Below are 13,110 nucleotides of genomic sequence, written 5' to 3'. Positions count from 1 at the left end.
GAATGTCAACGCGCCGCGTGCCTCACCAGCGCACCCGGGCGGCGATCGGCAGGTGGTCGCTGCCGGTGCGGGGCAGCGTGCGCACCGCGGTGACGTTCCCCCGCCGAACCATCACCTGGTCGATCCGCGCGACCGGCGCCGCGGCCGGCCAACTGAACGCGAACCCGGTCGCCGCTCCGGTCACGTGGTCACCGACCGGACGCAGGCCGCGGTCGTCGAGCGTGGCATTCAGATCCCCGATGAGAACGACCCTGCGCACCGGCTCCGCCGCGAGCGCCGCACCGAGCTTGCGGGCGCTGTCGTCGCGCCGGCGCGTGTCGAACCCGCGCGGCCCCGGCCGCAGCGACGGCAGGTGCGTCACGTACACCGCGACGTCGCCGTGCGGCGTGCGCGCCAGGGCCCGCAGCCCGCGCCGCCAGTCGGCGTCGAGGCCGCCCGGCTTGATGTCCAGCAGTCGCGCCTCCGCGAGCGGATGCCGGGACCACAGCCCCACCGTGCCCTGCACCGTGTGGTGCGGGTACCGCTGCGCGAACGCCGCCTCGTACGCCGGCAGCGCCTCGGGCGTCACCTCCTCGACGCCGATGAGATCCGGCCCGGGCCGCATCAACGCACGCGCCGTCGCGGCCGGGTCGGCGTTCTCGTCGCTGACGTTGTGCTGAACGACCACCAGGTCCGCCCGCTCGCCGGAGCGCATCAGCCCGCCGAACGCCCCCACCCACGCCACCGCCGGCAGCAGCACGACCACGAGCGCCAGCAGCGAACGCCGCCACAGCGCCACCCCGAGCAGCACCGGCACCAGCAGCCCGAGCCACGGCAGGAACGTGTCCGTCAGGCTGCCCAGCCGCAGCAACACGTTCGGCACCACGCCCGGGAACGTCAGCACGACGGCCACGAGCACCGCCACGACCGCCGTGGGGCGCCCGTGCCGCCAGCCCCACGCCGGCCTACCGCTTCTGATCGACACGGCTGGTCAGGGTAGCGGTCCGGGCCCGACGGCGGGGACCGCGCCCGGTCAGACGATCCGGCCCTTCGACAGGGTCAGGGCGCGGTCGGACCTCCTCGCCAGGTGGTGCGAGTGGGTCACCACGATGACGCAGGTGCCGCGCTCGTGGGCCAGTTCGCGGAAGATGTCGATGATCTGGTCGGCCGTCTCGGTGTCGAGGTTGCCGGTGGGCTCGTCGGCCAGCAGGATGTCGACGTCGCAGGCGAGCGCCCGGGCGATCGCGACCCGTTGCTGCTGGCCGCCGCTGAGCTGCAGCACGTTGCGGCGGGCCTCGTCGGCGGGGATGCCGACCCGTTCGAGCCACTCGAGGGCGTGCTTGCGGCCGCCGCGGATGCCGGTGATGTCCATGGCGGTGCGGACGTTCTGGATCGCGGTCATGTAGGTGAGCAGGTTGTACGACTGGAACACCGTCGCGGCGTGCCGGCGCCGGTAACGGGACAGGCCGATGCCGCGCAGATCCTCGCCGCGGTAGCGGATCGTCCCCTCGCTCGGCGTGTCCAGGCCGCTGGCGAGGCTGAGCAGGGTCGTCTTCCCGCTGCCCGACGGACCCAGGATGCTGGTGAACGTGCCGGCCTCGAAGGTGTGGCTCGCCTTCTTCAGCACCCATCGGGGCTTGTTGCGCCGGCCCGGGTAGGAGTGGCTGACGGTGTCGATCTCGAGGACCATCATTCGCCCTTCGTGAGGATGGCGCGGGGCTGCATGCGGACGATCCGGCCGGTCGGGACCACCACGGTGGCCAGCACGATGGCCAGCCCGACGAGGGCGACGTTGCGCAGGTCGCGGGTGCGCAGGTCGATGTTCAGCCGGTCGATCGGGGCGACGGCCGGCGCCTGTTCCGTGGTGGCGCGGCCGGGCTGCTGCGGCACGGGCGGGGGAACGTCGGCGACCTCCCGGCTCACCAGCGCGTCGGCGACCCCGGGCGCGATCGCCTGAGCGGCCGCCGCGGCGGCCCCCAGGGCCAGCACCGCCACCACGCTCACCTCGACGATCTGCTGGGCGACCAGTCGCCAGCGGCGTTCTCCGACGGCGAGCAGGACGCCGAGTTCGCGGCGGCGCTCCCGGGTCCACAGCGCGATGAGCAGTCCGATCACCGCCGCCCCGGCCAGTCCGACCAGCCACACGGTGCCGGTGGCGAACGCGGCGACGTTCTGGATCGGGCCGACCAGTTGCCGGTACTGCTTGTCATTGACGTCGAGCTTGAAGACGTCGAGGTCGAGACCGGCGGCCTCGGCCTGCTTGCGGAACCTGTCCAAGGTGGACGGATCGCGCAGCAGGTAGGTGGCCTCGTTGATGCGCATGCCGCCGTCGAGGCGTTCGGAGGGGTCGAGGCGGCCGATCGCGTCCAGCGGCACGATGAGTTTGTTGCCCGGTTCCATCTGCGGCGCGGCCCAGGTCTCCGGCGAGCGGGCCGGATCGCGGTAGACGCCGACCACCTCGAACTCGCGCGGGTTCTTCCCCTCGGCCGAGCCGAGCGTCACCCTGCTGCCCACGCTCAGCGCGTTGGTCGCCGCGAAGCGCTCCTCGACCAGAACGGCGTCGCGGTCCCGATCCTCGGCGCCGATGCCGCGCCCGGACAGCAGCGTGAAGTGGCCGTCGCGGAAGTCCCGCAGCCGCGTGGAGTCGCGCACCCCGAGCAGCGGCAGCATCCGGTCCTCGCGCATCTCGGCGGGCAGCCCGGCCGGTGGGGCGACGCCGGCCACCGGCTTGGCGCTCACCGGCACGGTGCCGCTCTCCAACGTGTAGTTGTGGCTCGTGACCAGTTCGGAGCGGCCCAACCTGTCCGCCGCGGCGCTGCCCAGCCGCGCGTTGTCCGGCAGCGTTCCGCCGAACCCGCCCTTGGCGAACGCCTTCTCCATGTCCCACTGCAGCGTCGCCTCCGTGCCGACCCGCTGCTTGGCGCCCTCGGCCGCGGACTCGGCCGCCCGCTGCACCAGGAACCCGCCGAGCACCAGCGTGCAGATCACGGCGAACAGCGCGAGCAGGATCAGGGTCCGGCCCCTGCGGGCGAGCAGGCTCAGGCCCGCTCTCTTGACGAAGCTCATGCCCGCCACCCTGGCGCGGCCGGCATATCACCCGCGTACGGCCGATTCGATACGCCGACCATAAGTCTGCTGTGTTGAACTGGCGCACATGCGCGTGCTGATCGTGGAGGACGAGCCGATGATGGCGCAGGCGATCCGCAGCGGCCTGCGGCACGAGGCGATGGCCGCCGACATCGCCGCCGACGGGCGGGAGGCCCTCGACCGGCTCGCCGTCAACGACTACGACGTCGTGGTGCTCGACCGCGACCTGCCGGTGGTGCACGGCGACGAGGTGTGCCGGCGCATCGCCGCCGAACATCCGCACTGCCGGGTGATCATGCTCACCGCCGCCGCCACCCTGCACGAGAAGGTGACCGGCCTGTCCCTGGGCGCCGACGACTACCTGGTGAAACCGTTCGACTTCCCCGAACTCGTCGCCCGGCTGCGCGCCCTCGGCCGCCGGCTCACCCCGGCCCGCCCGCCCGTGCTGCACCACGCCGACATCACCGTCGACCCGCACCGCCGCCACGCCTACCGCGCCGGGCACTACCTCGACCTGACCCGCAAGGAGTTCGCCGTCCTGCTGCTGCTGACGCAGGCCGACGGTGGTGTGGTCAGCGCCGAGCAACTGCTGGAGAAGGCGTGGGACGAGCACGCGGACCCGTTCACCAACGCGGTGCGCATCACCGTGTCGACCCTGCGGCGCAAGCTGGGCCCGCCGGCCGTCGTGCACACCGCCGTCGGCGTCGGCTACTACCTGGGAGCGCCGCGATGACCGTCCGCGCCCGGCTCACCCTGGTCAACGGGGCGTTCCTGTCGCTCTCCTCCGGCGCGCTGCTCGTCCTGGTCTACCTGGTCGTGCGCCTCGTGCCGCCGTTCGAGGTGTTCCCCGTCGATAAACCGGAGCTCGGGGGCGCCCAGGCCGTCGCGCTTTCCCGGTCGAACTTCCTGGACGTGCTGCTGTGGGCCTGTATCGGCGGATTCGTCGTGGTCTCCGCGTTCGGCATGGTCGCGGCGTGGATCATCGCCGGGCGGGTGCTCCGGCCGCTGGACCGCATCACCGCGACCGCCAACGCCGCCAGCACCGGCACCCTGCACGAACGCATCGCGCTCACCGGACCCGACGACGAACTGAAGCGGCTCGCCGACACGCTCGACAGCATGCTGGCCCGCCTCGACGCGGAGTTCCAGGCGCACCGCCGCTTCGCCGCCAACGCCGCCCACGAACTGCGCACCCCGCTCGCCGCGTCGCGCACCGTGCTGCAGGTCGCCCGGGCCAATCCCGCCGCGTACGACGTCGCCACCCTCGCCGCGCAGCTCCTCGTCGCCAACCAGCGCAGCATCGACACCACCGAGGCGCTGCTGGCCCTGGCCGACGCGACCCATGCACCGCTCGCGCCGGAGGTCGTCGACCTGACCGCCATCGTCGCCGAGGAGACCCCGGACGGCGTGGGGCTGCACCTCGAACCGACCTCGGTCGACGGCGATCCCGTGCTGCTGCGCCGCCTCGTGGCGAACCTGGTCGACAACGCCGTTCGGCACAACGACGCACGCAGGCGGGTCGAGATCGCGCTGCACGACGAGACGCTGCGGATCACCAACACCGGGCCGGTGGTCTCCGACGTGGAACGGCTGTTCGAGCCGTTCTACCGGGAGGCCGGGCGGGTCCGGGGCGGCCACGGGCTCGGGCTCGCCATCGTCCGCGCCGTCGCCGACGCGCACCGGGCGGCGCTGTCCGCCACCGCGAACCCGACCGGCGGCCTCGCCGTCACGGTCGCCTTCCGCCGCGCGCCGTAGACCTGGCCACGCCGATCTTGCAGTTGTGGCGCCCGGTGCGTCCGGGTTCGCCCCGCGATGTCCGCGCCATAACTGCAAGATCGGCGAGCGCGTGGCCGGGATCCGCCGGGGTGGGCGGCCCGGACGGTCAGGTCGGACGGTCGGCGCCCGTCGGGTGCAGCGGCCGAGGCTCCGGGCCGCCCGACCGTGCCGACGGCGCGGCACCCCCGGCCGGCGCGGCGTCGCCCGACGGTGGGACGTCGCTGCCCGGCGGTGGGGCGTTGACCGTCGGGGGGACGGTCGGGTCGAGGGAGGTCTCCAGGGGCGGCGGCGCGTCCGGGTCCGCCCGTTCGACGGCCTCGTCGACGGCTTCCTCGACCGCCGCCTGGTTCGGATCGGTCGGCGTGGTGCCCGGAGGCGTCCGGTCCGGGGTCGGCTCCCCGGACGGATGCGCCACCAGATACCGCACGGCCGTGTTCGCGACGGCGAGCAGCGGAACGGCGACCAGCCCGCCGACGACCCCGGCGGTGACCACGCCCGTGGTGATCGCCAGGATGACGGCGAGCGGATGCAACGCTACGGCGCGCCCCATGATGAGCGGCTGCAGGACGTGGCCCTCCAACTGCTGCACCACGATCACGATCGCCAGCACGATCAGGGCGGCGACCGGCCCCCGGCTGACGAGGGCGACGATGACGGCGACCCCGCCGGACACGGTCGCCCCGACCACCGGGACGAACGCCCCGAGGAACACCAGCGCCGCCAACGGCAACGCGAGCGGCACCCGCATGACGACCAGCCCGATGCCGATGCCCAGGGCGTCGACGAACGCCACCAGCACCGTAGCCCGAACATACGACACGAGCGTGTGCCACGAGTAGTGCCCGGAACGCGCCACCGGCACCCGCGCCGGCCGGGGCAGCAGCCGGCACAGGAACTGCCAGATCTGGTTCCCGTCGCGCAGGAAGAAGAAGAGCGTGAAGAGCACGACGAAGAAGCCGGCGAGTATCTCCGTCAGCGTGGCGGCGGTGCTCAACGCGCCGGAGGCCAGCGCGCCCTGTTGCTTGGACACCTGTTCGCGCAGCTGGGCGACCGCCGCGTCGAGCTGCTCCTGCGACAGGTGGAACGGCCCCTGCACGAGCCACGTGCGCACCTCGGCGAGGCCGCCGCTCACCTGTGTGGACAGGTCGGAGAACTGCACCAGCACGGTGCGCACGATGAGGCCGAGCCCGCCGCCGACGACGAGCAGCCCGCCGACGAGCACGATGCCGGCGGCGAGCGAGCGTCGGACCCCGCGCCGGCGCAGCGCCGCGGCCGCCGGTTCGAACAGGGCGGCCAGCAGCACCGCGACGACCACCGGGATCACCACCACCCGCAGCAGGGCGATCACGCGCAGCACCAGATAGGCGGTGACGATGAACAGGACGACGCGCCACGCCCAGGCCGCGGCGACGCGCACCCCGTGCGGGATGCCGTCGTCCACTGTGGACGTTCGCTCGACGGCGATGACGGGGGTCGCCGGCATGATGTCCTCGTCGGCCACGAACGGCGGCACGACACCGCCCCGCCGCGCGAGCTCCACCCGTTCGCGGGCCCGTCGACGTGCCTCGATCAGCCAATCCACGGCTGGGGAGGTACCCCGGTCGACAGCCACGAAACCGCGCGGCGCGGGTCCGCGCGACGAAAGCGGTCCAGGTCGGCGACGCTGTTCACCCGGCCGACGCGGCGTTGACATTCCGCTGACCCGTCCGGCGATCTACGCTATCGGCACAGTTGGATGTGTGGCCGGAAGCGGGTAACGACCATGCGTGGAAACCGACGATTCGCACTGGTGCTCTCCCTCGCCCTGACCGTGGCCGGCGCCGCCGTCGTGGCGACCTCGACCGCGGCCGTGGCGGCGGACCTGTCGGTGAGCCAGGCACTCGCCGCGCAGGACGGCCGCACGGCGTCCGTCATCGGCTACGTGGTGGGGCAGCCGACCGCCGAGAGCACCGTGCTGCGCTCCGGGTTCACCGCTGACACCGCGCTGGCGCTGGCCGACTCGGCGGCCGAGACGGGTACCGCGCGGATGCTGTACGTGCAGGTCACCGCCGGGTTCCGGGCCGCATTCGGGCTGCAGGGCAATCCGTCGCTGATGGGCCGCCGCATCGTCGTCACCGGGCAACTGACCCCGTACTTCTCGCCGCATCCGGGGCTGAAGTCGCCGACCGCGATGAGCGCGGCCGACGCCGGTGCCACGCCGAGCGCGGGTCCGACCCCGACCGGGTCCGTCGACGCGTACTACGCCGCCGCCACGGGCAAGAGCGGCGCCGCGTTGCGTAGCGCCCTGCACGGCATCATCAAGGTGCAGACCAGGATCTCCTACGACGAGGTGTGGAACGCCCTGAAGGACACCGATCAGGATCCGAGCAACGCCAACAACGTGATCCTGCTGTACTCCGGGCGTTCCCAGGCGAAATCCACCAACGGCGGCGGCGCGAACGACTGGAACCGCGAGCACGTCTGGGCCAAGTCGCACGGCGACTTCGGCACCGCGACCGGCCCCGGCACCGACGTGCACCACCTGCGCCCCGAGGACGTCTCGGTGAACTCGGCGCGCGGCAACAAGGACTTCGACGCCGGCGGCTCGGCGGTCAGCGAGGCGCCCGGCTGCCTGAGCGACAGCGATTCCTTCGAGCCGCGCGCCGCCGTGAAGGGCGACGTGGCCCGCATGATCATGTACATGGCGGTCCGCTACGAGGGCGACGACGGCTGGCCCGACCTAGAGATCAACAACTCGGTCGCCAACGGGTCAGCGCCCCGCATCGGCAAACTGTCGGTGCTGTTGCAGTGGCACCGGCAGGATCCGCCGGACGCGTTCGAGAAGCGGCGCAACGAGCGGATCTACGCTGCCTGGCAGCACAACCGGAACCCGTTCATCGACCATCCGGAGTGGGCGACCTCGATCTGGGGGTGACGCCCCGCTGTCCACGCCCGGTCAGGGCCGAGGGCGGTGTGCTCTGGCCTGAACGGGCTTCGCGGCGTCGCTGCCGGCGTGTGGTTCACGGCCGTGTGGAGCCGGGTTGAGTAGCTGGGTACGGGCGTGTGCGATGGCGGTGGGGGTGTCGGGGAAGACCTGCCCGTTGCGTCGCAGTTGGTCTCCCACGCCGAGGGTCGTGAGGATCTGCTCGTGGTCGGGCGCGATGCCTGACAGCAGTACGGTGATTCCGCGTCGTTGTAGGCGGGTTATGGCGTCGCCGAGTACGTGTGCGCCGGTCGAGTCGATGGTGGACACCCGGGACATGCGCAGGATGACGACCCGCACGTCGGCGACCTCGGTCAGTTCGAGCAGGAAGTGGTGAGCGGCGGCGAAGAACAGTGGACCGTCGAGTCGGTAGGCGACGATGTGTTCGGCGAGTAGCTGGTGTTCTTCGGCGGAGTGGTCGCCTGGTTCCAGCGGGACCTGCTCCAGCCGGGCGGTGCGGGCCACGGCGCGCAGGGCGAGGACGACGGCTACGCCGAGACCGACAGCGACGGCGGTGACCAGGTCCAGCGCGACGGTCACGGTGAAGGTGAGCGCGAGGACCACTGCGTCGCCGCGGGTGGAACGCGCCAGGGCGAGCAGTGCGCTGGCCTCGACCATTCGGACCGTGGTGGCCAGCAGCACTCCCGCCAGGGCGGCGAGCGGGATGTGGGAGACCAGCGGCGCGGCCGCCAGGATGATCACCGCCAGGGCGAGTGCGTGGGTCAGGGAGGCGAGTTTCGAGCCGGCGCCGGCGCGCACGTTGACGGCGGTCCGGGCGATCGCGGCCGTGGCGGGGATGCCGCCGAACACCGGGACGATCACGTTGGCCAGGCCCTGGCCGAACAGTTCGCGGTCGGGGTCGTGCTGCTCGCCCACACTCATCGCGTCGGCGACGGTGGCCGACAACAGGCTTTCCAGCGCGGCGAGTGCGGCCACGGCCAGTGCCGAGGGCACCAGCGCGGCGACGGCGTGCGGGTCCAGGAACTCCAGCGACGGGGTGGGCAGTCCGGCGGGCAGCGTACCGATGCGGGCCAGGTTCAGCGGCACCGCCTGCGCCAGACCGGTTGCGGCGGCCACCGCGATCAGGGAGAACGGCAGTCCGGGACGCCACCTGGCGCCGAGCAGCATCACTGCGGCGACGCCCAGGGCGACCGCGATCGGAGCGGGGTGTGGATGTGTGGCGAACCGGGTCGCGGCATCGGCGGCCACCGCCCACACCTTCTCCCCGTGCGCGTCGGTGACCCCCAGCGCGGCGGGGACCTGCTGCAGCGCGATGACCACGGCGATGCCGGCGGTGAAGCCCTCGATGACCGGGGTGGGCAGGTACCGCACGTAGCGGCCGAGACGGGCCAGCGCCAAACCCATCAGCACCAGCCCGGCCAGCACGCCGACCATCAGTACTCCGGTCGCGCCGAACCGCACGACCACCGGTACCAGCACCACCGTCATCGCCCCGGTCGGCCCGGACACCTGAAGGTTGGACCCGCCGAAGACAGCCGCGACCGCGCCGGCGACCACCGCGGTGACCAGGCCCGCCTGCGCGCCGAGACCGGAGCTGACGCCGAAGGCCAGCGCCAGCGGCAACGCCACCACCGCCACGGTCAACCCGGCCACCAGGTCCCGACGGGGGGCGCGACGTGCCGCGACCCAGTCCGCGCGCTGCGGCAGCAACGCACCGACCCGTTCGGCGACCCGAACGACTGCGGCGGCCTTCATCGGCCTCGTCCGTCTGCCTGCAGCTGCACCAGCAGCCCATCACGATCGGCCAACACCGAGCCGAGAATCCTTCTGCCGGCGGCCAGCAGATCGGCCACGTCAGGCGTGCTCAACGTGTACATCACCGATGCGCCGTCACGGGTGGACTCCACCAGGCCGGCTCGGCGCAGTACCGCCAGCTGCTGGGAGAGGTTCGACGCCTCCACGTCGATCTCCAGCAGCAGGGCACTCACCGGTTTCGGGCCGTCCTGCAACAACTCCAGCACCCGGATCCGCACCGGGTGCCCCAACGTCCGGAACAGCTCCGCCTTGGCTTGATACAGCGGCACCGACACGCCATCACCCCCGGTCCTCGCAACCACATCGCCTGAAGAACTTATAACTTGAAGAAATCTTCAAGTTATAAGTGTGACGAAGTCGCCATTGCTGCTGGACCCGTGACTGTAGGGCGGCCTCCCGGCCGCCCTACAGTCCTACCCGTACTGCGCCGGCTCAGGACGTCCGGCAGGTGACGCTCGGTCGTGCGGAGCTGTTGCCGTTGAACATCGTCGTGAAGCCGAAGCTGTTGCCGGAACCGTTGGGCCGCACCGTCGCCGTGTAGGCGTCGGGCCACGTGAAGTTCGCGCCCCACGAGCTGCTCATCCGCTGCGGCGAGGTGAGCGAGACCGTCACGATCCAGTTGGTCGAACCGGAGACGTTCACCGTGGTGTTGTAGCGGTCGCCCCAGACAGTCCCGGGGACGATCGACGCGGTGCACCCGCTACCGCCGGGCGGCGGGCTGGACGGCGGGTTGGACGGCCCCGGGGTGGTCGGCTGCGGGCTGGTCGGCGTGCCTTCGTTCAGCGCGCTGAGCACCGAGTTGTACGCCTGCTTCTTGTTGCCGCTGCCGTCGAAGAGCAGCGGGGATTCGTTGCTGCGCCACGAGTCGCTGTCCCGCACACCCCAGACGGTGATGCCGTTGCAGCGCGGAACGGCGTAGCAGTCCCGCACCGTGTTGGCGTAGGCCGTCGCGTTGGCGTTCCTGATGTCGAGCTCGGTGATCTGCACGTCGACGCCGAGCGCGGCGAAGCTGGACAGCGTGGTGCGGTAGTTGCTCGGGTAGTCCGAGCCGCCGGTGAAGTGCGACTGCAGGCCGACGCAGTCGATCGGCACGCCCCGGCTCTTGAAGTCCTGCACCATCCGGTAGACGCCCTGGGTCTTGGCGTCGTTCCAGTTGTCGGTGTTGTAGTCGTTGTAGCAGAGCTTCGCGTTCGGGTCGGCCGCGCGGGCGGCGCGGAACGCGGCCTCGATCCAGTCGTTGCCGGTGCGCTGCAGGTTGGAGTCGCGCCGGCCGCCGCTGCCGCCGTCGGCGAACGCCTCGTTCACCACGTCCCAGGAGTGGATCTTTCCGCGGAAGTGCGTGGCGACCTGGGTGATGTGGTTGAGCATGGCGTTGCGCAGCGCGGTGCCGCTCATCCCCTGCGCCCAACTGGGCTGCTGGGCGTGCCAGGCCAGGGCGTGCCCGCGCACCCGCATGCCGCGGGAGGTGGCGAAGTTGACGATCTGGTCGGCCGAGCCGTACTGGAAGTTGCCCTGGGACGGCTCGGTCGCGTCCCACTTCATCTCGTTCTCGGGGGTGACCATGTTGAACTCGCGGCCGGCGATGGTGGTGTAGGTGCCGTCGTTGAGCCGGCCGGCGGCGATGGCGGTGCCGAAGTACCGGCCGTGTTCGGCCGCCGAGGCGCCCAGGGTGCTGGCGGCGGAGGCGGTACCGCTGCCGATCGCCACGGCGGTGGTGACGGCGGCGAGGGCGACCGCGCCTATGGCGAGCGCGGTGCGGGTTCTGCGTGCGGGCATGAAGAGCCTTTCTCATGGGCGGGAGAGAACGCATCCGGGGCCGGCGGCGGACGGCGGTGGTGCGCACTGGGGGTGAGGCGAAGCGTTACATCGGTCCCCATGAGCGTCAATATCTTTCGGAAAAGTTTCGACTGTGAGATCGCGGTTTCAGCGGCCCGGCGATCGAAAGTTTCGACGAAAGGCTGCTCTTCGGCCCACGGGCGACAGAAGTGTGCCGCTGCCACATCCATGTTTGCGAGGCGTTCTGAAACGCGATTTCAGCGCTTAACCGCGTCAGCTCAGGCATTCGATTGATTCATTTGACATCAGCCATGGTGCTGGTGACGCTAACTGTCATACGAAGCGCCGCGGCGGGCGCTGACCCTCTGTCACTTCCACCGGAGGTCCGGATGGCACCTACCCGCCGACGCCGTACGACAACGATCGCCGCCGTCCTCGGTCTCGCCGCAGCCGCCACGGTCGGCGTCCTGCACACCAGCGCCGCCCAGGCCGCGGCCGGCTGCCGGGTCGATTATGCGGTCTCCAGTTCGTGGCCCGGCGGCTTCGGCGCCAACGTCACCGTCACCAACCTCGGCGAGCCCACCACGAGTTGGCGGTTGACCTGGTCGTTCGCCGCCGGTCAGAGCATCACCCAGCTGTGGAACGGCTCCGTCACGCAGTCCGGCGCGCAGGTGAGCGTCGCCAACGCCCCCTACAACGGCGCCATCCCGACCGGCGGCAGCACCGCCTTCGGCTTCAACGGCACCTGGAACGGCAGCAACCCGGCCCCGACGAGCTTCGCGCTGAACGGCACCACCTGCACCGGCGATCTCACCCCGTCGTCGCCGGGCGCCACCGGTTCGCCGACGGGCGGCAGCAGTCCCAGTGCGAGCCCCAGCCCCAGCCGCAGCACCAGCCCGTCACCCGTTCCCGGGGGCGGCGGCTCGGGTCCGTACCCGGCGCGCTACGAGACGGCGGGCAGCCTGCCGAACCACACCATCTACCGCCCGGTGAACCTCCCCGCGGAACGAATGCCCGTCTTCGTGTGGGGCAACGGCGCCTGCGCGGCCAACGGCACCGGACAGCTGAACTTCCTGCGCGAGATCGCCTCGCACGGGTTCCTCGCGATCGCCAACGGCAACCCGAACGGCAGCGGCTCCACGACGGCCGCGATGCTGACCCAGTCGATCGACTGGGTGTTCGCGGAGAACAGCCGGCAGGGCAGCGCGCTGTTCGGCCGCATCGACACGTCGAAGGTGGCCGTCGCCGGCTTCTCCTGCGGCGGGCTGGAGGCGTACGAGGTCTCCAACGACCCGCGCGTCACCACGACCGGCATCTACAGCAGCGGCCTGCTCAACGACGCGAACGACTACCAGCTGCGCAGGCTGACCAAGCCGATCGCGTACTTCATCGGTGGGCCGAGCGACATCGCCTATCCGAACGCGATGGACGACTGGGGCAAGCTGCCCGCCGGCCTGCCCGCGTTCATGGGCAACCTCAACGTCGGCCACGGCGGCACCTACGACCAGACGAACGGCGGTGAGTTCGGCCGCGTGACGGTGTTGTATCTGAAGTGGCGCCTCAAGGGAGACACCACGGCCGGTACCGCGTTCGTCGGCAGCAACTGCGGACTGTGCAACACCCAGTGGACCGTGCAGCAGAAGAACCTGACCCTCTGACCCGCAAAAGCGTTATGGCGGCGGGGCGGAGAAGGTCGTCCTGAAAGATTATGAAACGACTGGAACGACCCGGAAACGCTCTGGCAATGTTCGGCA

Annotated in this window: 11 protein-coding genes; 4 read left to right on the top strand and 7 right to left on the bottom strand. The window is 71.3% G+C overall.

Annotated features, from left to right (window positions below; genetic code table 11):
* Positions 1-22: 22 nt before the first annotated feature.
* From Val02_RS41535 to Val02_RS41525, 3 genes are read right to left on the bottom strand one after another with little or no spacing between them, the layout of a single operon-like run.
* Positions 23-964, bottom strand: coding sequence for an endonuclease/exonuclease/phosphatase family protein (locus tag Val02_RS41535; RefSeq protein WP_239153733.1), 942 nt, complete (start codon positions 962-964; stop codon positions 23-25).
* A 48-nt stretch (positions 965-1,012) separates the two neighbouring features.
* Complete coding sequence (locus Val02_RS41530; RefSeq protein WP_203904847.1) at positions 1,013-1,672, bottom strand: ABC transporter ATP-binding protein; 660 nt, start codon at positions 1,670-1,672, stop codon at positions 1,013-1,015.
* Positions 1,669-3,045: an ABC transporter permease gene (locus Val02_RS41525; RefSeq protein ID WP_203904846.1), complete on the bottom strand. Its 1,377-nt coding sequence runs from the start codon at positions 3,043-3,045 to the stop codon at positions 1,669-1,671. Before Val02_RS41525 ends, Val02_RS41530 begins: the two co-directional genes overlap by 4 nt.
* Positions 3,046-3,133: 88 nt before the next feature.
* On the opposite strand from Val02_RS41525, the gene Val02_RS41520 reads away from it, so the two are divergent.
* Together Val02_RS41520 and Val02_RS41515 are read left to right on the top strand one after the other, a co-directional pair.
* Positions 3,134-3,799, top strand: a complete 666-nt coding sequence (locus tag Val02_RS41520; protein WP_203904845.1) for a response regulator transcription factor — start codon at positions 3,134-3,136, stop codon at positions 3,797-3,799.
* Positions 3,796-4,821, top strand: a complete 1,026-nt coding sequence (locus tag Val02_RS41515) for a sensor histidine kinase (protein ID WP_203904844.1) — start codon at positions 3,796-3,798, stop codon at positions 4,819-4,821. Before Val02_RS41520 ends, Val02_RS41515 begins: the two co-directional genes overlap by 4 nt.
* 127 nt (positions 4,822-4,948) lie before the next feature.
* Here the strand turns inward: Val02_RS41515 and Val02_RS41510 are convergent, their stop codons facing one another.
* Positions 4,949-6,424: an AI-2E family transporter gene (locus Val02_RS41510; protein ID WP_239153732.1), complete on the bottom strand. Its 1,476-nt coding sequence runs from the start codon at positions 6,422-6,424 to the stop codon at positions 4,949-4,951.
* A gap of 207 nt (positions 6,425-6,631) precedes the next feature.
* On the opposite strand from Val02_RS41510, the gene Val02_RS41505 reads away from it, so the two are divergent.
* Positions 6,632-7,756 carry an endonuclease gene (locus tag Val02_RS41505; RefSeq protein ID WP_239153731.1) on the top strand — a complete coding sequence of 375 codons (1,125 nt, stop codon included), beginning with the start codon at positions 6,632-6,634 and terminating at the stop codon, positions 7,754-7,756.
* A 21-nt stretch (positions 7,757-7,777) separates the two neighbouring features.
* On the opposite strand, the gene Val02_RS41500 is transcribed toward Val02_RS41505, so the two are convergent.
* From Val02_RS41500 to Val02_RS41490, 3 genes are all read right to left on the bottom strand, one after another.
* Positions 7,778-9,520 carry a SulP family inorganic anion transporter gene (locus Val02_RS41500; RefSeq protein WP_203904841.1) on the bottom strand — a complete coding sequence of 581 codons (1,743 nt, stop codon included), beginning with the start codon at positions 9,518-9,520 and terminating at the stop codon, positions 7,778-7,780.
* Positions 9,517-9,855 (bottom strand): ArsR/SmtB family transcription factor, encoded by a 339-nt coding sequence (locus Val02_RS41495; protein ID WP_203904840.1) that lies wholly within the window; start codon positions 9,853-9,855, stop codon positions 9,517-9,519. Before Val02_RS41495 ends, Val02_RS41500 begins: the two co-directional genes overlap by 4 nt.
* 157 nt (positions 9,856-10,012) lie before the next feature.
* Positions 10,013-11,356 carry a glycoside hydrolase family 10 protein gene (locus tag Val02_RS41490; RefSeq protein ID WP_203904839.1) on the bottom strand — a complete coding sequence of 448 codons (1,344 nt, stop codon included), beginning with the start codon at positions 11,354-11,356 and terminating at the stop codon, positions 10,013-10,015.
* 389 nt (positions 11,357-11,745) lie between these two features.
* On the opposite strand from Val02_RS41490, the gene Val02_RS47935 reads away from it, so the two are divergent.
* Positions 11,746-13,014 (top strand): cellulose-binding domain-containing protein, encoded by a 1,269-nt coding sequence (locus Val02_RS47935; protein WP_239153730.1) that lies wholly within the window; start codon positions 11,746-11,748, stop codon positions 13,012-13,014.
* Positions 13,015-13,110: the final 96 nt, after the last annotated feature.

This window comes from Virgisporangium aliadipatigenens (genome assembly GCF_016863615.1).
Taxonomy (GTDB): Bacteria; Actinomycetota; Actinomycetes; order Mycobacteriales; family Micromonosporaceae; genus Virgisporangium; species Virgisporangium aliadipatigenens.
The sequence above is the reverse complement of the archived record's forward strand: the minus strand, read 5'-3'. Positions and strand labels throughout refer to the sequence as shown.

Excerpts from the sequence above, each read along its gene's own strand:
- Val02_RS47935 (WP_239153730.1), top strand. The coding sequence starts at position 11,746 with ATGGCACCTACCCGCCGACGCCGTACGACAACGATCGCCGCCGTCCTC.
- Val02_RS41520 (WP_203904845.1), top strand. The coding sequence starts at position 3,134 with ATGCGCGTGCTGATCGTGGAGGACGAGCCGATGATGGCGCAGGCGATC.
- Val02_RS41530 (WP_203904847.1), bottom strand. The coding sequence starts at position 1,672 with ATGATGGTCCTCGAGATCGACACCGTCAGCCACTCCTACCCGGGCCGG.
- Val02_RS41490 (WP_203904839.1), bottom strand. The coding sequence starts at position 11,356 with ATGCCCGCACGCAGAACCCGCACCGCGCTCGCCATAGGCGCGGTCGCC.
- Val02_RS41525 (WP_203904846.1), bottom strand. The coding sequence starts at position 3,045 with ATGAGCTTCGTCAAGAGAGCGGGCCTGAGCCTGCTCGCCCGCAGGGGC.
- Val02_RS41515 (WP_203904844.1), top strand. The coding sequence starts at position 3,796 with ATGACCGTCCGCGCCCGGCTCACCCTGGTCAACGGGGCGTTCCTGTCG.
- Val02_RS41500 (WP_203904841.1), bottom strand. The coding sequence starts at position 9,520 with ATGAAGGCCGCCGCAGTCGTTCGGGTCGCCGAACGGGTCGGTGCGTTG.